25 protein-coding genes and 1 tRNA gene are annotated in these 21,265 nt (G+C 66.4%); 12 read left to right on the forward strand and 14 right to left on the reverse strand.

The annotated features are described in order from the left end of the window. Positions 1 to 53: 53 nt before the first annotated feature. Together C2R22_RS03805 and C2R22_RS03810 are read left to right on the forward strand one after the other, a co-directional pair. The gene (locus C2R22_RS03805) at positions 54 to 977 is read left to right on the forward strand and encodes a diacylglycerol/lipid kinase family protein (RefSeq protein ID WP_103424576.1); all 924 of its coding nucleotides are present in this window, start codon (positions 54 to 56) and stop codon (positions 975 to 977) included. Between the two features lie 75 nt (positions 978 to 1,052). Then, complete coding sequence (locus C2R22_RS03810) at positions 1,053 to 1,301, forward strand: hypothetical protein (RefSeq protein WP_103424577.1); 249 nt, start codon at positions 1,053 to 1,055, stop codon at positions 1,299 to 1,301. Between the two features lie 15 nt (positions 1,302 to 1,316). On the opposite strand, the gene C2R22_RS03815 is transcribed toward C2R22_RS03810, so the two are convergent. The 7 genes from C2R22_RS03815 to C2R22_RS03845 form a co-directional block, all read right to left on the reverse strand. Then, a complete protein-coding gene (locus tag C2R22_RS03815; protein WP_103424578.1) occupies positions 1,317 to 2,201 on the reverse strand; it encodes a hypothetical protein in 885 nt (294 codons plus the stop codon). Between the two features lie 206 nt (positions 2,202 to 2,407). Continuing rightward, positions 2,408 to 2,752 carry a hypothetical protein gene (locus C2R22_RS03820; RefSeq protein WP_103424579.1) on the reverse strand — a complete coding sequence of 115 codons (345 nt, stop codon included), beginning with the start codon at positions 2,750 to 2,752 and terminating at the stop codon, positions 2,408 to 2,410. 92 nt (positions 2,753 to 2,844) lie between these two features. Then, entirely contained in the window at positions 2,845 to 3,117 is a 273-nt protein-coding gene (locus tag C2R22_RS03825; protein ID WP_103424580.1) for a hypothetical protein, read from the reverse strand. A gap of 73 nt (positions 3,118 to 3,190) precedes the next feature. Beyond that, entirely contained in the window at positions 3,191 to 5,983 is a 2,793-nt protein-coding gene (locus tag C2R22_RS03830) for an alkaline phosphatase PhoX (RefSeq protein WP_173862769.1), read from the reverse strand. 439 nt (positions 5,984 to 6,422) lie between these two features. Further along, entirely contained in the window at positions 6,423 to 6,851 is a 429-nt protein-coding gene (locus tag C2R22_RS03835) for a hypothetical protein (RefSeq protein WP_103424581.1), read from the reverse strand. A gap of 206 nt (positions 6,852 to 7,057) precedes the next feature. Then, positions 7,058 to 9,805, reverse strand: coding sequence for an alkaline phosphatase PhoX (locus C2R22_RS03840; protein ID WP_173862770.1), 2,748 nt, complete (start codon positions 9,803 to 9,805; stop codon positions 7,058 to 7,060). A 101-nt stretch (positions 9,806 to 9,906) separates the two neighbouring features. After that, positions 9,907 to 10,329, reverse strand: a complete 423-nt coding sequence (locus C2R22_RS03845) for a hypothetical protein (protein WP_103424582.1) — start codon at positions 10,327 to 10,329, stop codon at positions 9,907 to 9,909. A gap of 180 nt (positions 10,330 to 10,509) precedes the next feature. Between C2R22_RS03845 and C2R22_RS03850 the strand changes: the two genes are divergently transcribed. Then, positions 10,510 to 10,917 (forward strand): GlcG/HbpS family heme-binding protein, encoded by a 408-nt coding sequence (locus C2R22_RS03850; RefSeq protein ID WP_103424583.1) that lies wholly within the window; start codon positions 10,510 to 10,512, stop codon positions 10,915 to 10,917. Positions 10,918 to 10,923: 6 nt separating this feature from the next. On the opposite strand, the gene C2R22_RS03855 is transcribed toward C2R22_RS03850, so the two are convergent. Beyond that, positions 10,924 to 11,457 (reverse strand): cob(I)yrinic acid a,c-diamide adenosyltransferase, encoded by a 534-nt coding sequence (locus C2R22_RS03855; RefSeq protein ID WP_103424584.1) that lies wholly within the window; start codon positions 11,455 to 11,457, stop codon positions 10,924 to 10,926. Between the two features lie 343 nt (positions 11,458 to 11,800). Here C2R22_RS03855 and C2R22_RS03860 point away from each other — a divergent pair, with 343 nt between their 5' ends. Then, complete coding sequence (locus tag C2R22_RS03860) at positions 11,801 to 12,370, forward strand: histidine phosphatase family protein (protein ID WP_162562371.1); 570 nt, start codon at positions 11,801 to 11,803, stop codon at positions 12,368 to 12,370. A gap of 170 nt (positions 12,371 to 12,540) precedes the next feature. On the opposite strand, the gene C2R22_RS03865 is transcribed toward C2R22_RS03860, so the two are convergent. Further along, complete coding sequence (locus C2R22_RS03865) at positions 12,541 to 12,846, reverse strand: hypothetical protein (protein ID WP_103424586.1); 306 nt, start codon at positions 12,844 to 12,846, stop codon at positions 12,541 to 12,543. Positions 12,847 to 12,915: 69 nt separating this feature from the next. Beyond that, entirely contained in the window at positions 12,916 to 14,268 is a 1,353-nt protein-coding gene (locus C2R22_RS03870) for a ferritin-like domain-containing protein (protein WP_103424587.1), read from the reverse strand. 208 nt (positions 14,269 to 14,476) lie between these two features. On the opposite strand from C2R22_RS03870, the gene C2R22_RS24835 reads away from it, so the two are divergent. From C2R22_RS24835 to C2R22_RS03890, 6 genes are all read left to right on the forward strand, one after another. After that, positions 14,477 to 14,644: a hypothetical protein gene (locus tag C2R22_RS24835; RefSeq protein WP_162562372.1), complete on the forward strand. Its 168-nt coding sequence runs from the start codon at positions 14,477 to 14,479 to the stop codon at positions 14,642 to 14,644. Positions 14,645 to 14,725: 81 nt separating this feature from the next. Next, positions 14,726 to 14,810 (forward strand) — tRNA-Ser (locus C2R22_RS03875). Positions 14,811 to 15,002: 192 nt separating this feature from the next. Continuing rightward, complete coding sequence (locus tag C2R22_RS03880) at positions 15,003 to 15,389, forward strand: DUF7344 domain-containing protein (protein ID WP_103424588.1); 387 nt, start codon at positions 15,003 to 15,005, stop codon at positions 15,387 to 15,389. Positions 15,390 to 15,535: 146 nt separating this feature from the next. Further along, positions 15,536 to 15,775 carry a MarR family transcriptional regulator gene (locus C2R22_RS03885; protein WP_103424589.1) on the forward strand — a complete coding sequence of 80 codons (240 nt, stop codon included), beginning with the start codon at positions 15,536 to 15,538 and terminating at the stop codon, positions 15,773 to 15,775. After that, complete coding sequence (locus C2R22_RS26840; RefSeq protein WP_281259258.1) at positions 15,768 to 15,896, forward strand: hypothetical protein; 129 nt, start codon at positions 15,768 to 15,770, stop codon at positions 15,894 to 15,896. Before C2R22_RS03885 ends, C2R22_RS26840 begins: the two co-directional genes overlap by 8 nt. Before the next feature lie 877 nt (positions 15,897 to 16,773). Further along, a complete protein-coding gene (locus C2R22_RS03890; protein WP_103424590.1) occupies positions 16,774 to 17,064 on the forward strand; it encodes a PadR family transcriptional regulator in 291 nt (96 codons plus the stop codon). Between the two features lie 254 nt (positions 17,065 to 17,318). Here the strand turns inward: C2R22_RS03890 and C2R22_RS27340 are convergent, their stop codons facing one another. After that, positions 17,319 to 17,432 carry a C2H2-type zinc finger protein gene (locus C2R22_RS27340; protein WP_162562373.1) on the reverse strand — a complete coding sequence of 38 codons (114 nt, stop codon included), beginning with the start codon at positions 17,430 to 17,432 and terminating at the stop codon, positions 17,319 to 17,321. A gap of 526 nt (positions 17,433 to 17,958) precedes the next feature. Between C2R22_RS27340 and C2R22_RS03895 the strand changes: the two genes are divergently transcribed. Beyond that, positions 17,959 to 18,243: a hypothetical protein gene (locus C2R22_RS03895; RefSeq protein ID WP_103424591.1), complete on the forward strand. Its 285-nt coding sequence runs from the start codon at positions 17,959 to 17,961 to the stop codon at positions 18,241 to 18,243. Positions 18,244 to 18,321: 78 nt separating this feature from the next. Next, complete coding sequence (locus C2R22_RS26845) at positions 18,322 to 18,450, forward strand: hypothetical protein (RefSeq protein ID WP_281259259.1); 129 nt, start codon at positions 18,322 to 18,324, stop codon at positions 18,448 to 18,450. Here C2R22_RS26845 and C2R22_RS03900 read toward each other — a convergent pair. From C2R22_RS03900 to C2R22_RS03910, 3 genes are all read right to left on the reverse strand, one after another. Then, positions 18,442 to 18,852 carry a hypothetical protein gene (locus C2R22_RS03900; RefSeq protein WP_103424592.1) on the reverse strand — a complete coding sequence of 137 codons (411 nt, stop codon included), beginning with the start codon at positions 18,850 to 18,852 and terminating at the stop codon, positions 18,442 to 18,444. The genes C2R22_RS26845 and C2R22_RS03900 overlap by 9 nt on opposite strands. Positions 18,853 to 19,003: 151 nt before the next feature. After that, positions 19,004 to 20,542, reverse strand: coding sequence for a (R)-citramalate synthase (locus C2R22_RS03905; protein ID WP_245902873.1), 1,539 nt, complete (start codon positions 20,540 to 20,542; stop codon positions 19,004 to 19,006). A 188-nt stretch (positions 20,543 to 20,730) separates the two neighbouring features. After that, complete coding sequence (locus C2R22_RS03910; protein WP_103424594.1) at positions 20,731 to 21,081, reverse strand: DUF192 domain-containing protein; 351 nt, start codon at positions 21,079 to 21,081, stop codon at positions 20,731 to 20,733. Positions 21,082 to 21,265 lie beyond the last annotated feature (184 nt).

A 21,265-nucleotide genomic window follows, 5' to 3' on the forward strand; every position in this document is an offset into this window, starting at 1 on the left:
CCCCGCTGACACCTGGCGCCACAGCTTACTCCCCCGGGCGTGAGCAGTCGACGATGGACAGCCCCTCCCCGGTCGTCGTCAGGAACCCGAACAGCGGTGACCGGACGCGTTCACGAAACGCGAAGCGGCTCGCGGCCGAACGCGGCTGGGAGGTGCTCGATAGCGAGGGCGGCGACCACGCGGTCGACCTGGCGGTCGAGGCGGCCGCGCGTACGGAGACGGTCGTCGCCTGCGGCGGCGACGGGACGCTGAACAAGGTCGTCCGCGGAGTGCGTGACGCGGACCGACTCGACGACGTCACGCTCGGCGTCCTCCCCGCGGGGACGGGCAACGACTTCGCCGACAACGTCGGCATCCGCGGCCTCGACCACGCGTTTTCCGTCGTCGAGTCGGGTGAGCGCCGCAGGCTCGACCTCGGGCTGGCGAACGACCGTGTCTTCTTGAACTCCTGCGTCGGCGGCCTGACCGCGGAGTCGAGCGCGCGGACCTCCCGCGAGCGCAAACGACAGCTCGGCGTGTTGGCGTACGTGTTGTCGACGCTGTCGACGGCCCGTGACTTCGAGGGACTGCGACTGCACGTCTCGGCCGGCTCCGACCGCGACCCCGTCTGGGTCGGCGACGCGCTGCTGCTCCTCATCGGGAACGGCCGCCGGTTCCCCGGTGAGCGGATGCGCCAGGCGAACATGGAGGACGGACTCGTCAACGTCGTCATCATCGAGGAGGCCCCCGTCCTCGACTACCTGACGATGGGTGCGGCGGACAGCCTCCTCCGGCGGCGCGCCCGTCACCTCACCCGCGTGAAGACGTCACACCTCCACGTCACTCACGAGGGGGGCCCGGTCCGGTTCAGCCTCGACGGCGAGATGGTCGACATCGACGACCTCACCGTCGACAGCCTCCCCGGGGCGATGCGCTTCTGCGTCGGCGCGGGGTACGACCCGACCCCCGTCGAATGGAGCACGCGTACCCCCGAGTGACGCCTCCCTCTCCGCGCAGCGCGCTCGACGCGCCCCGAGGGAAACCGTTGAGTTCGTCCGGTCCCGAACGCCGACGTGTCCGAGACGTACCTCTGTTCGGTCTGTCGCGAGCCCACGGAGCGCTCGTACGGGGTCAGATACATCGTGCTGACCTGTCCCGCCTGCGGGCGACACGGGCGGCACGTCCACGCCTCGCTGGTCCCGCTGCTCGACCGCGTTCCCGAGTCCGAGCGGTCCGACGACTGGGAGGACAGACCGCTGGACGAACGCCTGCTGGAGGCGCTCGAACGGGGAGACATCTCGCTCGGCGACACGGCGGTCTGAATCTCGGTCCGACCCTCAGCCCTGGTCGTCACGCCCGGCGAGGTACGCGCTCGTCGTCTCGGCGGCGGCCGACCGGAACGCGCGGACGTCGATTCCCCCCTCGAAGAGCCGTCGGTGGTGTGCGCGGGCGACGCGGTCGACGACCCGGCCGTACAGCGCGTCGAACGTCACCGGCCGCCCCTCCGCTTGAAGCTGCCGAGCCACGCTGTCGAGGCGCTCTGTCGTCACGTGACGTCGAGCGAACCCCTCGGCGTCGTCGACAGTCGCCCCCGTGTCGCCGTCCACGCTCGCGCTCGCACCCGCCCCGGTGTCGGCGTCGGTGCTTCCCCCGGAGTCGCCGACGGACGGGTTCGAGAGCGCACAGCGGAGCCCGGTCTTGTTCCGGACCAGGACGCCGGCGGCCGGGCCGTCGTACCACGCTGAGGTGGGAAACTCGTACGACCCGGGACCGAAGTCGACCGCGCGCACCTCCGCACGGACCGTGTTGAGCGGGTCGAGCCCCAGTCGGGTGTAGATCTTCTCGACGCGGTCCGGCTGACGGTACTCCCCTTCGGACCAGACGTCGACGCCGAGGAAGCTGGGGGTCGCATCCCAGTCGTAGTCGACCCCGCGGCGGTGCATCGCGCGACCGAAGAAGACGACCGACTCGACGTCGTCGACCGCCGCTCTGAGCGCGCCGCGGTCGAACGACTCGCGGACGTGCCGCACGGCGTGACCGTACGCCGGCGGCGCGTCGTCGCCGAACACCCGAACGTCGTCGCCGAACCGGAGCCGCCCGTCCTCCTGCGCCTGAAACCGCAGCGGTGCGCCGTCGACCAGTTCGTGCAGCCAGAGGTGGCCGCGCTCGAACAGTGCCGGTGGCGCTTCGGCGGCGGGTGGGTACGAGGGGAACGCCTGCATTCGTGTGTCGACACTCGGCGGCCACCGGGAAGTCGTTTCGCTCCCGGACGTGTGACGCTGGGCGCGTGGTGAACGGTTCGCGGGCGTCGAGACGTGTTCGCGGGTGTCGACTCGTGGTGTGAACGCGCGGACACGCGAACGCGCCAAAAGAGCGGGTCGGTCGAGGGAATCCGCGGGGGGAGCGCGCGAACGAGTCGTCCGCCGGGCTATCGACGACGACGAGCGACGAACGCGGTGACGAGCGTCAGCGCGAGCGCGGTCAGCGCGATGCCGCCGGCGGGGAAGGCGAACTCGGTCGCGGTCGTCTCGGCCGCGGTGCCATCAGCGCCTTCGGCGTCCGATGGTGCGGCCGAGGCGTCTCCCGTTTCGGAGTCGGCGTCGCCCGCGTCACCCTCGGTCGCTGCGGTGTCCTCACCGGCGGTGACGGTCACGGTTCCCGACTCGCTTGCGGGGTCCACGGACGCGCCGCCGTCGGCGTCGAACTGGAGCGGTTCGACGGAGAGGGTGATGTCACCGGCCATCCCGCTGGACACCTCGACGGTCGCGAGCACGACGTCGCTCGCTCCGGGCTGGACCTGCTGGTTCAGGTCCGCGGCTTCGAGCGTGACGCTCGACCCGTCCTCGGAGAGAGCGGGCTCGGAGGTCAGCCCGAACGTGTCCGGGTAGCTCGCACCCTGGATGAGGGCGTTGCTGTTTCCGACCGAGAGGTCGATAGCGAACCCGGCGAGGCCTTCGGGGCCGACGTCAGGACGACGTCGACGGTCGCGGTCTCGCCCGGCTGAACGGTCGCGCTCTCGACGCGGATGGTCGGGCTGTCGGTCTGGGCGGCGGCCGCTCCGGTCAGCGCCGAGGCGCCGAGTGCGAGGGCGAGGACGCCGACGATAGCGATTCGGAACCGGTCTGTCTCTCGTGGCATGTGTGTGGAGTTGTGGGTGGGTGCCGAACGAGCGGGGACGCGGCGGCGTGCCGCCCGTGTCCGTCCGCTCGGTTCAGTTGTCGCTGCTGTCGCTGTCGTTGCCGTTACCGTTGTTACCGTTACCGTTGTTACCGCTATTTCCGTTACCGTCGTCGCTGTCGCCGTCGTCGTCGCTGCTCCCGCCGTCGCCGTCGACACCGGCCTCCTCGTACAGCGTGACGAGGTCGGCGTAGTCGAGTTGTTCGTTGCCGTTGAAGTCGAACGCCCGCGCGTTGGACTTCACGTTGCTGTTCTCGAGGTTGTTGAACAGGGTGACGACGTCGTCGTAGTCGACGCGGCCGTTGCCGTTGACGTCCTCGTAGAGACCATCGCCGTCGGGGTCCTGCGGCGCGGCGCCGCCGGCACCGATGCTGGCGGGGCCGGTCATCGCAACCCCGGAACGGGGCTCGACGTCGATGGCGTTCCCGTTGTCGTCGTCGAGCGACGCGCTGGTGTCGATGTCCGTGGAGCCCGCGCCCATGCCGCTGAGCGTGACGGTCGCCAGCTTGAACTCGGTGCCCTCCGGCTGCATCGCCATGTTCGTGTCGGCGAACTTGAACGTCGCCGTCGCCCCCGCTTCGATGGTGGGCGAGGCCGAGAGGCCGACCGCGTCGGGGTAGGAGGCGCTCGTGATCTCGACGACGCTGGGGTCGGCGACCTCGACCGTGAACTCGCCGCCGGCGATTCCGTCGGGGACGTGCTTGGCCATGACGTCCGCCTGGACGGACTCGCCCTGACCGACGGCGACGGAACTGACGTAGACCTGGGTGTTCGGCTGGTAGACGTACAGGCAGTCGTTGGGGTACGAGCGCCGGGACTCGTTGAACCCGTCCTCACAGCAGAGGACGCGGCCGTCTTCCATCACGTAGACGTTGTCGATGTTGCGCAGCGCGTCGTTCGCGACCTCCGCAGCGTCCGTGAAGTCCGGGCCGACGATGACCGCTTCGAGCGTCGAGACGTTGTAGTTCGCGTCGAGTTCGCCGCGATAGACCACGCCGCCGTCGACGCGGTCCATCCGGATGTCGCCCTCCTCGTCGGAGAGCGCGTCGTTGAACTCGGAGATGCCGAAGTAGACGTAGTCGCCGGGACCGGAGCCGGGTCGGCTGTCGACGCCCTCGGCCTTGTTGAACTCGATGGACGCGCCGATCTCTTTGGCCGCGGCGCGCGTTTCGAGGAACGGCACTTTGCGGAGTTCCTCGTCGACGCCGTTCCAGCCGTTCTCCTCGTACTGGGTGGCCCACTCGATGATCTCCTCGTTCGTGATGTAGTTCTGGTTGCCGTTCGCGATGACTTCGAGGTCGGCCTCCTTCAGCGCTGCTTCCGTGTCCTCGCTCCAGTCCGTGTCGGCGTGGGTTTCGAGGTAGTCGACCTGCGTGACGTCGTCGTACTCGGCGATCCACTCCTCACACTCCGCGTTGGAGGCGTGACCGAGCGGGATCCACTCGACTTCGAGGGTGACGTCGGCCGGCGAACTGCGCTCGCCGGACTCTTCGACGTTGGCTGCGTCGTTGGTGATCTTGGGCGCGTAGAGGGTGCCCTCGACGTCCATCGGGTCGTCGTAGCCGGGGATTTCCTCGTTGGCGACGAACTTGTAGATGCCCTTCGAATCGCCGTCCGAGCAGCCGTACACCGTCTTGAGGTCGTTCTGGAAGTCCGGCGCCTCCCAGGAGGCCCGGCCCATCACGTAGTACTTGATCGGTTCGACGTCTTCGGCGTTCGCCGCGTCGGAGTTGCGGAAGTCGAGTTGGTAGCCGTAGCGGTAGGGGTTGGGGTAGACGTCGCCGATGGGGTTGATACCGTTGGTGTCGCCGTTCTGGTCGACCTGCTCCGCGCCGAGGTAGTACGCGAGGAACTCGACGCCCGACAGGGCGAACGCGCCCTGGGGGTAGAAGCTCCCGCTGATGTCGCCGTTGTCGGCGTAGTCGGCGACGACGCCCGGAATCGACGCCGGGTTCGGTCGGTTCCAGAACTGACACGCGCCGGTGAGTCCGTCGCCACCGTTCTCGACGATGTCGCCGACGGTGCTCGTCAGGTTGACACGGGTGTGCGCGTAGTTCTCCTCGGAGGAGACCATCGTGTTCCACGGGCTGAGGTCGCCGTAACAGTTGATGCGGGTCCCACCCAGGTCGCGCAGGGCTTCCGTGTTCGCCATGTTGGCGGCGTCCTTGGGGTCTGCCTCCCACTCGCCGTCGTCGGTCTGGCTGATCTTGATCCGGCTGACGTTGCCGGGGCTGTTCTCCCAGTTGGTGTACAGGTACCCCTCCGTCCCCTCGTCGTTTGTGGCGACGAACTGGTTGCAGTCGGGGTTGGTCGCGGCGGCACCGTACTGCGTGCCGGCGAAGTTGTCCATCGTGATGTCGGTTCCGTCGGGCGTCTGCGTCACGCCGAAGCGCTCCGACTGACCGATGGGCTCGCGGGCCTGCGCGAGGTAGACGTACTCGCCCTCGCTGGACCGGATCTGGCGGCGCTGTTCTTCGGTCTCGGGAATCGGTAGCTCCGAGAAGTCGTCGTTGTCGCCGTCCAGGTCGAAGTGGAACCCGCTGAAGTAGCCCACTCCGGGGTTGCTGAACGGTCCGATGTTGTCCGCTGCGGGGTGCTGGTTGCTGTACAGAAGCCCCCCGTCCGCGAAGACGAACGGTCCCGTGACCTCCGCCCCGTACGCGGTGTTCGAGAAGCGCTTGAGTTCGCCCTTTACGCTCGGCGCACCCGGTGTGTCCGATTCGTCTATCTCCGTCTCGCTCGCGCTCGCGGCACCGCTGGCCACACCCACGCCGAGCGCGGCAGCCACCGATGACGCCATCAGGTTCCGTCGACTAAAATCGACCATGCGGGTGGACAGCATAACCGTTTCATAAAAGTATTTTATAATATATCTCTAAATTACACGTAACTCGCGGTTGCCTTACGGGGCGGTGAACAGTACTACGCACTCGTGTGTGTCATACGTTCCATTACATAGTCTCTCACGGGAGGTTGGCCGCCCGTGTAAACAAGCTATAGAGCGCTTGAATCTGGATTTGGTGGCGATATCGGTACGTCTGTTCGGTCGGTATCAACGACGATTCCGACCGTGTCATCCGACGTGTCTCGGCGGAACGACGGCGACATATCTGTCTGATCGATGTCTCAGTCAAAAACATACGAAAAGTCATAAAAAGTAAAAAATTTAAAATTTATTATCTATCTACGAAGGACGGCTCCGTCGGGCCGAACTCGTCCTCGAAACGGCCCCCGTCACGGGCGATGGCGAGGCGGTGTGAACGGGGTTACTGGAGACCCTGCTTTTCGGCTCCCGCTCGAATCTCTTCGGCACGCTCGCGTACCCAGCCCGTATACTTGTCGACCCAGTACGGTTTCTTCCCGAAGAACGACGCGACCCACAACTCGTCGTGACCCGGTTGGGTGAGCATGTACGACGCCAGCACCGCCCGGCCGGCCGCGACGACCACCGGGGGGATGCCGCGCTCCCCGGTGCCCGCCTCCTCGAACCCGTTGACGCAGAAGTAGACGTCGGCGTACAGCGTGGCCATCTCGGGGTCGTCGAACGCGACGCCCCGGTGCTGGGGTGCCTCGAACCGGTACCGCGGCTCGTCGTTCTCGGGGGTGGAGAGTTCGACGACTCGAACGTCGAGCACGTACTGTTCGTACACCGATACCTGTTCCGCGCCGGTCGGCTGGTGGTCCGTCTTCGACATGGGTTGTCTCGTTCGTCGCCACAGCCCGTCCTCGTCGGGCGGATGCGACGTTCACATCGGGGACTGACGGGAGCGGGGGGTAGTACGTTTATAATTCGGATATATATCGGTGGTGAGAGGTTGGTCCCGCTCTCGACGGGTACTGACCCGTCGGCGAGGGAGCGACGGTCGACGACCGCCCTGTCACCGAGAGCGACGGCTCGGTCTTATTGGCCGCCGTCGCCGTTCCCCTCGTTGCCGTTCTCGCCGCTGGTGCCGTTGTCACCTTCGCCACCGTTGCCGCTGTTACCGTCGTCGCCGTCACCGCCGTTGTCACCTTCGCCACCGTTGCCGCTGTTACCGTCGTCGCCGTCACCGCCGTTGCCACCTTCGCCACCGTTGCCGTTGTTATCCTCGTCGCCGTTCCCGTCCTCACCGTTTTCTTCCTCGCTGCCGCTGTCACTGCTGACGCGTACGGTCCCGTCCTTCGTCTCGAATTCGATGTCCTCGGGGACTCTCTCTTCGAGCGGCGTCGTCACCTCGAGCGACGTCTCACCGGCGGCGTTCCCGGCGACCGTGACCGTCGCGATCGCCGTCTCGACGCCGTCCATCTCGACCTCCTCGACCGGGCCGAGCGGGAACCGCGCCGCCCCTCCGTCCTCGATAACGGCGGGGCTCCCCGACGCGGTCACGCCGTCGCCGTAACTCGCGTCCGTGATGGTCGCGACGGACGCGTCGGCGACGCTGACGGTCACCTGGCCGCCGACGTTCGGTAGTTCGTTCAGCACGTCGGGCGGGTGAGAGAGCGTGAGGGCGCTCTCGGCGCTCCCGCCGACGTCGACCGCGACCGACTCCGCCGTCAGCATGGGGTTCGGCTGGTAGACGTACAGACAGTCGTTGGGGTACGACCGCCCCGACTCGGCGAAACCGTCCTCACAGCAGAGGACGCGGCCGTCGTCCATCACGTAGACGTTGTCGACGTTGCGCAGCGAGTCGTTGGCCGCGTCGGGACCGTCGGTGAAGTCCGGGCCGACGATGACGGGTTCGAGCGTCGAGACGTCGTAGTCGAGGTCGAGTCTTCCGCGGTAGACCACGCCGCCGTCGACGCGGTCCATCTGGACGTCGCCCGTCTCGTCCGAGAGGTCGTCGTTGAACTCGGAGATGCCGAAGTAGACGTAGTCGCCGGGACCGGCGTCCGAGACGCTGTCGACGCCTTCGGCCTTGTTGAACTCGATGGACGCACCGATCTCTTTGGCCGCGGCGCGCGTTTCGAGGAACGGCACCTTGCGGAGTTCCTCGTCGACGCCGTCGTGACCCTCTGCCTCCCACTGTTCGGCCCACTCGACGATCTCCTCGTTCGTGATGTAGTTCTGGTTGCCGTTCTCGATGACCTCGAGGTCGGCCTCTTCGATCGCCGTTTCCACGTCCTCTTCCCAGTCCGTGTCGGCGTGGGTTTCGAGGTAGTCGATCTGCGTGACGTCGTCGTACTCGGCGATCCACTCCTCACACTCCACGTTGGAGGCGTGACCGAGCGGCAGCCACTCGACCTCGAGTGAGACGTCCGCGGGCGAGGCCGGCGGGTCCGCGGTGGTCTCGTCCGTGTTGGTGATCTTGGGCGCGTAGAGGGTGCCCTCGACGTCCATCGGGTCGTCGTAGCTGGGAATCTCCTCGTCGGCGACGAACTTGTAGATGCCCTTCGAATCGCCGTCCGAGCAGCCGTACACCGTCTTGAGGTCGTTCTGGAAGTCCGGCGCCTCCCAGGAGGCCCGGCCCATCACGTAGTACTTGATCGGCTGTGGCGGGTCGCCGGCCGGGTCGCGGTAGTCGACGTGGTAGCCGTAGCGGTAGGGGTTGGGGTAAACGTCGTCGATGGGTGTCGTCGTGTTCGCGTCGGCGCTCTGGTCGTCCCGGTCGGCGCCGAGGTAGTACGCGAGGAACTCGACGCCGGCCAGCGCGAACGCGCCCTGCGGGTACCACGCTCCCTGACTCCCGTAGTACTGGCCGATGTCTCCCGGAATGGTGGAGGGGTTCGGGCGGTTCCAGAAGTGCGCGGCACCGACGATGCCCACGCCGCTCCCCGCTTCGACCCAATCGCCGACGGTGGTGGTCAGCGAGACACGCGGATGCGAGTAGTTCTCCTCGGAGGAGACCATCGTGTTCCACGGGGTGAGGTCGCCGTAGCAGTTGATGCGCGTCCCTCCCAGGTCACGAAGCGCGTCCGTGTTCGCCATGTTGATGGCGTTCTCCAGGTCGGCTTCCCACTCGCCGTCGTCGGTCTGTGCGACGGGGATGCGCGAGACGTTGCCGGGGCTGTTCTCCCAGTTGGTGAAGAGGTACCCCTCCGTGCCCTCGTCGTTCGTGGCGACGAACTGGTTGCAGTCGGGGTTGGTCGCGGCCGCCCCGTACTGTGTCCCCTCGAAGTCGTCCATCGTGATGTCGAACTGATCGGGCGTCTGCGTCACGCCGAGGCGCTCCTCGTTGTTGTTGATGGAGTCTCGCGCCTGTGCGAGGATCTCGAAGGTGTGCTCGGCCGACCGAACGCGGCCCTGTTCCTCGACGGTCGTCGGAATCGACACCTCCTCGAAGTCGTCGTTCGACCCGCCCATCTCGAACTGGAACCCGCTGAAGTAGCCGATACCGGCCCGGTCGTACGGCGGTTCGTTCGCCTTCGTCGCCGGTTCGGGCTCCGAGTACTCGGGAACCGTGTCGTCGAACAGGTCGGGGTCACGCGTGCCCTGATAGGGGTGCTGGAGGCTGTGCAGGAGCGACCCGTCCGCGAAGACGAACGGTCCCGTGACCTCGGCACCGAAGGAGGTGTTCGAGAAGCGCTTGAGTTCGCCCTTCACGCTGGGGGCACCCTCCGTATCGGACTCGTCGATCTCGCTCTCGCTCGCGCTCGCGCTCCCCGCGACGCTCGCTCCGAGCGCTGCTGCTACCGAACTCGCCATCAGGTTCCGTCGACTGAAGTCGACCATACCGCGATTGACTCACTCGCCTTCTTTTAAATTTTTCACGATTAATCAAACTGTTTATTCGGACGGAAAGTTGGGCTCGAATGGGTTTCCGCCGCTCGCCCCTACCCGAGTTCCCGCTCCGTCACGCCGGCTCTGATCTCGTCGGCCTGCCCGCGGACCCACTCGACGTACTTTCGGACCCGATGTGGCTTCTTCCCGAAGAACGACGCGACCCAGTCGCGGTCGATTCCGGGTCGCGTGAGGAGATACGCCGCGAGGACGGCCCGGCCGGCCCCGATGACCGCCGGGGGGACGCCGCGCTCGCCCGTTCCCTCCTCGACGAACCCGTTGGTGCAGAAGTAGACGTCGGCGTACAGCGTCGCCGTCTCGGCGTCGTCGAAGACCACTCCGACGTGGTCGGGCGCTTCGAACCGGTACCGTGGCTCCTCCGCGCCCGTCGTCTCGACGATGCGGACGTCGAGGACGTACTGCTCGTAGACCGATTCGTGCGTCTCGTCGAGCGCTCGGTCACCGGTGTTCGACATCTGTGTTCTTCCCGCGAGTTGGGACGCGTCCGGACGACCCGGCCGCCCTCGTCGCTGCGTCCATGTCCTCCGGGTGTCACTTTACGCTTACGCCGCGTTCGATGCGTTCGGGGCCGACGTGTCTCGGAGAAAAACAAATTTTAAATCGTTATGCACTGATACGTTCCCTGGCTCACAACGATGACACACGTAACCCTCGACGCCGCGAAGACGATGATCGACGCCGCCGAAGACCGCGCCGCCGACATCGATGTCCCGATGTGTATCGCCGTGATGGACGACGGGGCGAACCTCGTCGCCTTCCACCGGATGGACGGCGCGCTCCTCGCGAGCGTCGACATCGCGCAGAACAAGGCGTACACGGCGGTGACGATCGAACTCGACTCGGCGACCGTCGGCGACCTCGCCCAGCCCGGCGAGGAACTGTACGGCATCGGCGGGACGAACGACGGGCGCATCGTCACGTTCGGCGGCGGGGTTCCCCTCGAAGTCGACGGGGACGTCGTCGGTGCCGTCGGCGTCTCCGGCGGCAGCGTCGAGGAGGACGTCACGGTCGTCGAGGCGGCAGTCGAGGCGTTCGAGCCCTGACTCCACTCAGTACGTCGGGCTCTCTTCGGGGACGCCGTCGCGGGCGTTGACGAGCCGCGCGGCGACGAACAGGAAGTCCGAGAGTCGATTGAGGTACGCGACTGCCTCGGCGTTGATGGGTTCGTCCTGTAGCAACACGACGGCGCGCCGCTCGGCTCGTCGGCAGACCGCCCGAGCGTGGTGGAGTCGCGCCCCCGAGTCGCCGCCGCCGGGGAGGATGAACGAGGAGAGCGGTTCGAGTTCCTCGTCGGCGGCGTCGATCCACTCTTCGACCTGTGCCGTGTGTTCTTCCCGGAGCACGGGGTCGTCTTCGTCGGGTGCGGGGTTCGCGAAGTCGGCCTGGATGATGTGGAGGTGGTTCTGTGCGGTCGCGAGCCACTCGTCGACGTCGTCGTATCCGGTGGGTCGGACACGGCCGACGAGCGAGTTCACTTCGTCGACGTTCCCGTACGCCTCGATGCGGGGGCTCGCCTTCGAGGCCCGGGACATGTCCCTGAGGTCGGTCTGTCCTTCGTCGCCGCGGCGGGTGTATATCTTCATGGGTTCGTGAACGGTGTCGTCGCCCGAACGGTCCGTTGTCGGTCGTTCGACTGTCGGGTCCGTCGTGGGGCCGCCGCCCGGTCGCGTCCGTGGTCGGACGGCATCCCTTCGTGCGGCACGTCCCGACGTTGGACGGTCCGGTATTAAGAGTACGGCCGACCGTCGGGCGTGATTCCGACCGCGCGTCCCGTGGGACGCGCGGCGTGCTCGACACAACATACATACAGCGCTCCCCCGTGAGTACGGTCATGAGTCGCGTCCTGTGGCTCGTCCGGCACGGTGAGCGCCGAGACGAGGCGGACCCAGCGTGGGCGGAAGACGCCGACAGGCCACACGACCCCCGTTGACCGAGCGAGGGCGCTGGCAGGCCGAGCGGGTCGGCGAACGCCTCCGCGGGCAGGGCATCGAAGCCATCTACGCCTCGCCGTTCCTCCGTGCGACCGAAACTGCCCACCTCGTCGCGCGCGCCCTCGACCGCTCCGTGTTCGTCGACTCCGGCCTCTCCGAGCACCTCAACCCCGCGTGGTTCGACGTCGCGCCGTCGGTGTTGACGCCGCGGAAACTCGCCGAGCGATTCGACACGGTCGACCCGACGCACGCCTCGGTGCTCCGGCCGAACTACCCCGAGACCGACGAGGAGGCCGCCGACAGGAGCGTCCGGGCGGTCCGACGACTCCTCGCCGACAGCCCCGAGACGAGCCTCTTCGTCGGACACGGCCTCACCGTCGCCAGCGTCGTCGACGCGTTCACCGGACGGCGGGAGGTATCGACCCCACTCGCCGGCGTCACCCGACTCGCCTCGTACCCCTGGGGCTGGGACGTCGACGTCCTCGCGGACACGTCGCACCTGTCGGAGGCGGAATCGGGACCAGGCGGCGCGGAGCGTGACGACGTGACCGACGCTGACGAGTGACGCCGCTGGCCGTTCTGACGCCTCTCGATGGTGCTGTGCGGACGATGTAAGGGAATGGGAGGGAGCGTGTGACTTGTTCGTCCCTCCACGTTCGAATACTCCGTTCGCGATAATAGCTGTTGTGTAATCGAGCTAGACTGTAGTGCTGCTGTGAACTACGGACGACGCGGTCAGTCGAACGTCACGCGCGCGAGCGCGACGAGCGCGACCGTTTCGAGGACGTGCAGCGCCAACAGGGCACGCCAGGCGACCACGGGGACGGCCGTCGCGAACCAGGCCGAGAGCGTCGGATCGGCCTGGTAGACGTAGAGCGCGACGGCGTTCTCCGCGAACAGCAGAGCAGCGAACACCACCAGTCCGGCCGCGTGCGTCGACCGGAACGTCAGGTAGTTTCGGCCCCAGACGGCTCCCAGCCCCGCGAGTAAGAGGAGGTTCGCGGCGGCGGCGACGCGGGCGACGTCGAGCCAGACGGTCACGGGCGACAGCGCCCCGTGGGGTGCGTGCTGGACGTGCGGTCGCGCTCGACGGGGGAGCCGTCCGCCATCTCAGTTCACGATGAACTGCCCGGCGACCTCTCGCACCTCGGCCATCGTCATCGCCTCGTCGACCCCGGCGGGGAACGGCGACGAGACGTTGAGTTCGTTGAGGAAACTCGCGTGACGGGCCTCGACGCTGTGGATGCCGATGGCGGCCGCGAAGATGTCGTCGTTCTGGACCGTCGGTGCCGCGCCGGCGTAGGCGGCGACGCCGGTGTTCTCCAGCGCCTGCGCTACGCCCAGGAACTCCGAGGGAGTCTCGTAGCCGAAGTCGTACTCGGCCTCCTCGACGGGCGTCCCGCCCAACTGTTCGACGACGTCGGTCAGTGCCGTCACGTGGGCGGCCTCGTGCTCGCCGACCGTCGCGAGGCGGCCCGGGACCGTCGCCCGGAGGTCTTCACTGAACACCGACAGCGCGTCCGCGCTCATCAGTTCGTCGTCGGAGAACGCCGCGAGGCCGTCGCGGTAGAAGGCGTTCTCGAGGTGTTCGAGCGTCAGTGCGTAGTTCAGGACGTCGAGGTCGCTCACCTCGTTCTCCTGTTTGCGCGCGATGGGTTTCTCCATCGTCTCCGGCGACTCCGACATCCCGCTCGTGTCCGAGGTGACGAACTGCCCGGCGATTTCGAGGACCTCCGCCATCGACCTGGCCTCGTCGACTGCCTTCGGGTAGGGACTGTCGCCGTTGACGAGATTGAGGAAGCTGGCGTGGCGCGCCTCGACGCTGTGGATACCCGCCGCCGCCGAGAGCACGTCGTTGCTGTGGATGGAGGGTGCCGCGCCGGCGTAGGCGGCGACGCCGGTGTTCTCCAGCGCCTGCGCTACGCCCAGGAACTCCGAGGGAGTCTCGTAACCGAAGTCGTACTCGGCCTCCTCGACGGGCGTCCCGCCCAACTGTTCGACGGTCGCTGCGATGGCTTCGACGTGCGCCGCCTCGTGTTCGCCGACCACCGTCAGGTACTCGGGGACGTCCATCCGGACCTGCTCGTCGAAGTTCGAGAGGACGCTCGCGCTCATCAGTTCGTCGTCGGAGAACGCCGCGAGGCCGTCGCGGTAGAAGGCGTTCTCGAGGTGTTCGAGCGTCAGTGCGTAGTTCAGGACCGGCACGTCGGGGTCGACCCGCTGCATCGTCTCGGTTTCGGTCTCCGTCATGGGCTCTTCGGTCGGCGTCGGCGTCTCCGTGGCCGTCGCCATCGGCGTGTCGGTCGCCGTCTCGGTCGCGGCCCCGGAGCCGTCCGAGCCCATACACCCGGCGAACGCGAGTGCGCTGAGCGTCGCGGCCGAGCCGAGGAAGGCGCGGCGGGAGGCGCGGGAACTGGTCGAGGACGAGTCGTCGCGGTCGGACGCGGTCTGGTTCGGCTTCATTGTCGTCGACTGCGACTGGGGCGAAAACACGGATGAAGATATTCCGAACTGTGACGGGACTGTGCCCCCGTTGCGACGGTATTCTCACCCAATTCCGACCCCCAAACCGTCTTTCGCCCCTCGGCGGACGTGTCGCTTCGCTGTCTCACACTTTCACTTTCACCGCGCTAGGCGGAGCTACAAGCCCGTTCGACCCGTTTCTCCGTTCATGCTCGCCTCGAACGACACCCGTGAGCTCCGAACGCGACGCCGCATCGAGATCACCGAGCTCCCGGCCGATACGGTCGACGACTACGTCCGCATGCAGGCACCCGACGCCGTCGAGTGCTCGCTGGAGCGCCGCGGCGCACGCACCTACCTCGTCGTCGAGTCCTAACCGTCGGCTCGAGGACTGCACCGGCGTGTCGCTTTCGGAAATCGAAACCCATTACTTACCTCACCGTCCAGTAGCAGATGAGCCGAGGTAGCCTAGCCTGGCCAAGGCGGTAGATTCGAAATCTACTGTCCATTCGGACACGTGAGTTCAAATCTCACCCTCGGCGCTACTCCTTCCGTTCTCATCTGAACGCTTGACCAGTGGTGTCGCCGAAGGGGTTCCGGCGTGGACTCTCTCGCCCCCGCTCACGTCGTGACTTCGTCTCCAGCCGAGGTTGTCGGACGCGTCCTCGTGTCATAGTGGTATAGTAAGTGTAGCTAAGAATTGGTTTTTCTACACCGCAACCGAGAGCTACACGATGAACTCGTTGGACGAGCTCTTTCAGCTACTCAGTCAGGAACGCCGTCGGTTCGCGTTGTACTATCTCGATCAGGCGGACGGGCCTGTCGCGCTCGAAGAACTCGCACGAGAGGTCGCTCGGCGGGAGAACGGTTCCCCGGGTCCCGCCTCGTCCGACGACTACGCTGAGCAGCTTATCACCCTGAAACACAACCACCTTCCGAGAATAGCGGATGCCACGCATATCGAGTACGACCGCGATAACCGTTTCATCCGAATCACTGGTATGACGCCCGAGGCGGACCTGCTACTGTCGGTCTCGAAGAAGTTAGACAAGGTGCCGGGCACCCCGGATATCTCTTCGATGCCCTGGGGGTCGGATGAGACCGAAAAGGCCGACCGCTGAACAGCGAGACGCCAGCCACATCCACTGTCCGACGAAACGGGGCCTGGTCGCGGTTCCTGTTCTGGACCGCCGTCGGTCGGGGGCTCGCGGTCGGTACCGGCCCCCCATCGCGTCGTCGCGCGTACGATTAAGGGAGTGGTGGTCCCATGAGTAGCTATCAGATGTTGTCGAAGATGAACGACGCCACGGCTGACGCCCTCGGTGTGCTCCGGGAGGCCGATGGACACGAGAAAACGGGATACAGCGTCGACGTCGCAGGGCCGACGCGGCCGTCCGTCTCGTCTCGCCTCGACCGCCTCTACGTCGCCAGCCGTATCGAGTACGTCCCCGAATCGGCCGCGCTCTGGCGGCTCGTGAACGACCCACGGGAGGACGGAGATGGCTGACATCCGGTGTTGCGCCTGCGGCGAGCAGTTCGCCACTGAAGCCGAGGCACAGGACCACTTCATGAGTGAACCGCCGAAGCACTTCTTCGAAGTCGTTGAGGAGACCGACGCCCCCGACTGACGGCACGACGCCCGGCACGCTCACGCCCGACGCACGGGTCGGGGTTGTACGACTCGGCTGGGATGAAGACGGCCGACGCTCGACTTGATCGGAGCGGAGTGGGTCGAGCGACGACCCACTCCGGAACATGGTGGGACATGCCTGGGCTGGAGGGCCGAACTTCGCGAACGAAGCAGGGTGAGTGCCAGAGGTGGGACTCCCCCCCAGCGCCTCGGCATCTCGGAGGACGAGCAGGTGACGTATGAACCTCTCGCCCCGAGTATCACCCTGGAGAACGGCAGCGGGTGAACGCATCGACGTGCCGGGCGTCGACCTCGTCTCGGAGTGCAACGAGACACGCGTTGCGCAGTACGGACGGAACCGGGAGAGTGAGCCACAACCAACCCGCAGCGTCGGCACACGTCCACGCCCGTTGTTCGTTGCTGTCGCTGCTCCCGTTTTTCTCCCGGGCTCGCTGTACGCACGGGTCCACGGGGGCCGCTGACCCCGCGAGTTCGAGTCGGTCACACCGGCGCTCACGAGCGACAGTTCCCCGCCACGACGACCAGTTTCCCCCGACGGCGAACAACTCTCGACGGACACCTCTCAAAGTCGATAATTTGACACCGAGGTTTTTGTACGGTGTCTACTGAGTGAGAGTCGAGGCGGTTGACGCGGTGAGTTTCGCGTTGGAACCCAAGCTCGCATCGCGTGACCCCGCCTCAGTCTCTCTTCACCGTCGCACAGTCGACTCTACGGTCGAACACCGCCCGGGCATACACATCCGTCCGTTCCGGGTGTCAGCCAAGAAATCTGTCCCGGGAGAGGCCCGACTCGATTCGCCCGATTCTAGCATCGAACTAGTTAACACACTGGAGACTGTTGGTATCACAGTCACATGTCTCTCTTTCAGTTGACTGGGTTCCAACGCGACCTCATGTACGTAACCGCCGCGCTTGATCGGCCATCAGGCCAGGAAATCAAAGACCGGTTGGAGGAAGAACTCGGAGTCGAAACGACCCACGGCCGTCTCTACCCCAACCTCGACACGCTGGTAAACAAGGGGTTCGTCGAGAGGGGAGAAATCGACCGACGCACGAACTACTACGTGTTATCCGATGCGGGACGGCAGGCGCTGCTCGAACGCCGCGAGTGGGAAAGCCGGTTCTTCGAGCTTGGTGACGAGTAGGCCGTCTGCGGCTCTCTCGGTCTCCCGACCTTGCCGTTCGGAATACTCGTAGGGAGACTGCTATCGGTTAGCTGGACTCCCTGGACGTGGTGGGCTTTCGGCCATGTATCACCACGTCGCGCTGTCTGATGCACCGTCGCGTCTCGGTCTCGTCGAGGCGTGACGTCGCTCCTGGCCCTCCCCGATCCGCGCCCACTCCGGCCACGACTCGGCAGTGCGCTCCGGGTAGTCGTGCCTGACCACTGCCCTCTCTCTCACATCTGCATCTGATGCTCGGTCCGCGCGTGTGTTTTCAACGCTCTTCTGCTCTCGAACGTGCGCCCACAGAGGTCGCACGTGAACTCGCCGTCGGGGCTCTCTGATGACATCGGTGGTCGTTCGCTGTCGTCGGGTACTCTCTCGCTCTCGGTCCCGGACACGTCGGGTGTGCGCTCGTCGTTCGGCGTGTGACCAGTTTACACGGCGATGTGCCACAGCTACCGCTGCGAATCACATCACTCTTGTGCTGGCACGGGCACGCTGGCCTCGACCGACGCCTGTCCGGCTAACCGTTCGCACGGCGTGCGGACGCCACAGGGCTCGCCCGCTCGCGTTCTTCGCGATGACGCAGTCGTCGCCGCCTGAGGTGCGTGCGTCCGTCGCTGGAGACCGTCCGAGTCTCCCCTCGCCGACTCGACGGTTCCGTCGGCGGGCCACGGTGTCGACTGACCGACCGAACAGGTTCCCCGATTCCGTTCCCCGACACATCGGCAGGGTCGACGACCGGGTGCGGGGACGTTCTTCGATACGATATTTTCACGAATATTGAACTTGCCTGTCAGGATTCTCAGTCCTGATGCTCAGGGGCGAGCGTATATCTACCATACTCTCCTCTACGCGGACAGACACCACCCGATGCAGTCGTCACGAAGCCCGACCGTCTACGTTCCGTCCGCCGACCACGCGCCGGAGTTCCACACGACCCGCCGCTGTCGTCACTGCCCTCCGTCGTCGCGAGAGGTCTCACGCGCCGAGGCGCGCGACGCGGGCCTCGTCGAGTGCGAGACGTGCTACGAGGACCGCGTTTGCGGGGCCGGCGTCCCGTTTACGCTCGTCTCACCGCCGCGGGAACCGATGCCGTCCGTGGCCTCTCGCGTCGAAGACTCGGTTCGTGACCGACGGATCCCAGGCGACGACTGAGACGTCTTGCCACACTCGCCACCGCGTCAAGCGACGAAACGCTGATGAGGCGGGTCCGCGTCGACCCGGACGACCCGAATGAAAACGTGTGACTCCTGCGGAAACCGTATCTACCGCGAAGAGCCGACGAACGCGGAGTACGGCGTCGCCGTCGTCGACGGCAAACCGTACCCCGACGCGTGTCCCAACTGCGGCGACTCACTGTGAGGCGAGCCAGTCGGTGATGCGCTCGCCACCGTACCGTGTCGCCGTCTCGTCGCCGGTCGATTCGGCGGCGACCCGTTCGTAGTCCGCGAGCCACGCCTGTTCGTGCTCGCGTTCTCGTCCATCCGGACGCCCCGCGGCCTCGGTCGAATCGAGTGTCCCGTCGAGTGGGGGCTTCCCCCGGTGGAGCCACCCGACGAGGTACGCGTCGACGTCGGAGCGGTCGTCGGGGTTCGCGGCGCGGATCCAGACGTGTGCGTCGTCGTCGGTGAGGTCGGCCGCCCAGGACTCGGCCTCGTCGCGGGAGGCGAATCGGTGCGAAGCGCCACGCTGGCAGACGACGCTGCCGACGGCGGCGTTCGACTTCCGCGCCGACCGCTTCACCTCGACGAGATACCCCGACACGGACGGGTGTACGAACGCGTCCGACTTTTACACGTCGCTTCGCCGCCGTCGAAGCGGGCGTTCGCGGATACGACGAGCGGAAGACGAGCGAGCGAGAGCGACGTGCGGCCGAACGGTCGGTCGTCAGCCGTCAGTTGTCATCCGCCAGTCGTCAGTCGTCCGCCGGGACGTGCGTCGAGTCGGCCGTGAGCAGGCGGTCGAGCGCGTCGATCATGGCCTGGACGCTCGCCCGCGTGATGTCGGCGTCCGACGCCGCGACCGTCACGGAGCGGTCGCCGCGAGACATCTCCACCTCGACGGTGACCATCGCGTCCGTCCCGCCGGTGATGGCGTCGACGTGGTACGATTCTAACTCCGCGTCGGCGCTCGCCGTGAGCGCGGCGCGGACGGCCTCGACGGCGGCGTCGACCGGGCCCGACCCGGTTCCGCTCGCGACGCGCTCCTCGCCGTCGACGAGGAGACGGACGCTCGCGGTCGGGGTTCGTCCCCCGGACGCCGCGGTGAGGTCGACGAGTTCGACCCGGCGGTCGCGCTCGCGTCCCTGGACGTCCTCCGCGATGGTGAGGAGGTCGGCGTCGGTGACGCGCTTGCCCCGGTCGCCGAGTTCCTTCACGCGCTGGACGACCTGCTTGAGTTCGTCCATCGAGACATCGACGCCGTGTTCGTCGAGCGCGGCGCGGACGCCCGCCCGGCCCGCGTGCTTCCCGAGGACGAGCCGTCGCTCCCTCCCGACCGTCTCTGGCGAGTAGGGCTCGTACATCGCGTCGTCTTTCAGGGTGCCGTCGGTGTGGATACCGCTCTCGTGGGTGAAGGCGTTCTGCCCGATGACGGCCTTGTTCGGCGGGAGTTCGACGCCGGTCCGCCGCGAGACGACCTGCGCGAGGTCGTACAGTTCGTCGAGTTTCACCGTGTGGACGCCGTAGACGTGGTGGAGGGCGATGGCGACCTCTTCGAGGGCGACGTTGCCCGCGCGTTCGCCGATGCCGTTGACCGTGCAGTGGACGAGGTCCGCGCCGGCTTTCAGTGAGGCGTAGACGTTCGTCATCCCGAGGCCCAAATCGTCGTGGGTGTGGGTGCTCGTCGGGCCCAGGGCTGAGAGCCGCGAGACCGCCTCGTAGGCGCGTTCGGGGCCCGCGTGGCCGACCGTGTCCGCGAAGCAGATGCGGTCCGCTCCCGCGTCGAGCGCGCTCCCCAGTAGCTCTTCGAGGTAGTCCAGATCCGCCCGGGAGCCGTCCTCGCCGATGACCTCGACCCAGAGGCCGTGGTCTTTGGCGTACTCGACCAGTTCCTGGGTCGACGTGACGTTGTCCTCGTACGTCGTCCCGACCTTGTCCTCGATGTGTCTCGCGCTCGCGGGGACGACGAGGTTGATGCCGTCGACGTCACAGTCGAGCGCCAGGTCGACGTCCGTCTGGATACCGCGACAGAAGGACGTCACCGTCGCGTCGAGGTCGAGCGACGTTACCTTCCGAATGGTTTCGCGCTCGCCCGTGCCGGTGCAGGCGCTGCCGGCCTCGACGTACTGGACCTCGGCGCGGTCGAGCGCGCGGGCGATGTCGGCTTTCTCGCTCGGCGTCAGCGAGATGCCGGGCGCCTGCTCGCCGTCGCGCAGCGTGGTGTCGAGGAGCTGTACTGTCGTGTCGGAGACGAGGGAGCCGTCGCTACCCTCGAAGAGGTCAGTGTCTGTCAAAATGGGGTCCTGTCGGTCAGTCTCGCCGGGGAATTTCACAGCCAGCCGCCTCGCGGCGACTTCCTCTATCCTCCGTCGGGGTGTGTTCCGACATTGTACTGAGGGGATACGTGTCCCTCGTTATAAATCGGCCGGTTTGGGGCCGGTTCGCCGGTTCGTCGGCGTGGTCCGGCGTCGTCGGCCCCGGTTCACTCGTCGACGACGCGCACTCGGTCACCGACTTCGACCCCCTCGGCGACACCGGCCGGCAACTCCACCACGCAGTCCGCGCGTCCCCACCCGAGGCCGGTCCACGCATGGAGTCGCTTGACCTTCGTTACCTCCTCGTCGCAGAGCCACACGGCGTCGATGGGGAACGGGACGCAGACCATGTGGAGGCTCCGCTTCCCCACGCCGTCGAACGGGAAGACGAGCGCGTACTCCTCGGGAATCGAGCGGCGAAACATCAGTCCACGCGCCTGCGCCAGCCTCGACTCGGCGACGTCGACCCGCGAGGCGAGCGTCCGAGTCGTGCCGTCGTGTTCGTGTACGAGTCGCACGTTCAGGCCTCGCCCGGGACCGAGAAAAGCCCTCCCGTCGGCCCGTCTTCTCTCCCCTCTCGTTTTCGCTTTCTTCTCGTCTTCGCTTTCTTCTCGTCTTCGCTTTCTTCTCGTTTTCGCTCTCTTCTGTCTCCCGTTCTCACGCTGTCAGAGCGTGGTCGACGCTTTATGCGCCGTGCTACTG

This window comes from Salinigranum rubrum, assembly GCF_002906575.1.
GTDB lineage: Archaea > Halobacteriota > Halobacteria > Halobacteriales > Haloferacaceae > Salinigranum > Salinigranum rubrum.

Bases quoted from the DNA above. Each gene is read 5' to 3' on its own strand.
- C2R22_RS03885 (WP_103424589.1), top strand. From the start codon at position 15,536: ATGAGTAGCTATCAGATGTTGTCGAAGATGAACGACGCCACGGCTGAC.
- C2R22_RS03870 (WP_103424587.1), bottom strand. From the start codon at position 14,268: ATGAAGCCGAACCAGACCGCGTCCGACCGCGACGACTCGTCCTCGACC.
- C2R22_RS26845 (WP_281259259.1), top strand. From the start codon at position 18,322: ATGAAAACGTGTGACTCCTGCGGAAACCGTATCTACCGCGAAGAGCCG.
- C2R22_RS03895 (WP_103424591.1), top strand. From the start codon at position 17,959: ATGCAGTCGTCACGAAGCCCGACCGTCTACGTTCCGTCCGCCGACCAC.
- C2R22_RS26840 (WP_281259258.1), top strand. From the start codon at position 15,768: ATGGCTGACATCCGGTGTTGCGCCTGCGGCGAGCAGTTCGCCACTGAA.
- C2R22_RS03880 (WP_103424588.1), top strand. From the start codon at position 15,003: ATGAACTCGTTGGACGAGCTCTTTCAGCTACTCAGTCAGGAACGCCGT.
- C2R22_RS03845 (WP_103424582.1), bottom strand. From the start codon at position 10,329: ATGTCGAACACCGGTGACCGAGCGCTCGACGAGACGCACGAATCGGTC.
- C2R22_RS24835 (WP_162562372.1), top strand. From the start codon at position 14,477: ATGCTCGCCTCGAACGACACCCGTGAGCTCCGAACGCGACGCCGCATC.
- C2R22_RS03805 (WP_103424576.1), top strand. From the start codon at position 54: ATGGACAGCCCCTCCCCGGTCGTCGTCAGGAACCCGAACAGCGGTGAC.
- C2R22_RS03855 (WP_103424584.1), bottom strand. From the start codon at position 11,457: ATGAAGATATACACCCGCCGCGGCGACGAAGGACAGACCGACCTCAGG.
- C2R22_RS03815 (WP_103424578.1), bottom strand. From the start codon at position 2,201: ATGCAGGCGTTCCCCTCGTACCCACCCGCCGCCGAAGCGCCACCGGCA.
- C2R22_RS03840 (WP_173862770.1), bottom strand. From the start codon at position 9,805: ATGGTCGACTTCAGTCGACGGAACCTGATGGCGAGTTCGGTAGCAGCA.
- C2R22_RS03825 (WP_103424580.1), bottom strand. From the start codon at position 3,117: ATGCCACGAGAGACAGACCGGTTCCGAATCGCTATCGTCGGCGTCCTC.
- C2R22_RS03890 (WP_103424590.1), top strand. From the start codon at position 16,774: ATGTCTCTCTTTCAGTTGACTGGGTTCCAACGCGACCTCATGTACGTA.
- C2R22_RS27340 (WP_162562373.1), bottom strand. From the start codon at position 17,432: ATGTCATCAGAGAGCCCCGACGGCGAGTTCACGTGCGACCTCTGTGGG.
- C2R22_RS03850 (WP_103424583.1), top strand. From the start codon at position 10,510: ATGACACACGTAACCCTCGACGCCGCGAAGACGATGATCGACGCCGCC.
- C2R22_RS03830 (WP_173862769.1), bottom strand. From the start codon at position 5,983: ATGGTCGATTTTAGTCGACGGAACCTGATGGCGTCATCGGTGGCTGCC.
- C2R22_RS03835 (WP_103424581.1), bottom strand. From the start codon at position 6,851: ATGTCGAAGACGGACCACCAGCCGACCGGCGCGGAACAGGTATCGGTG.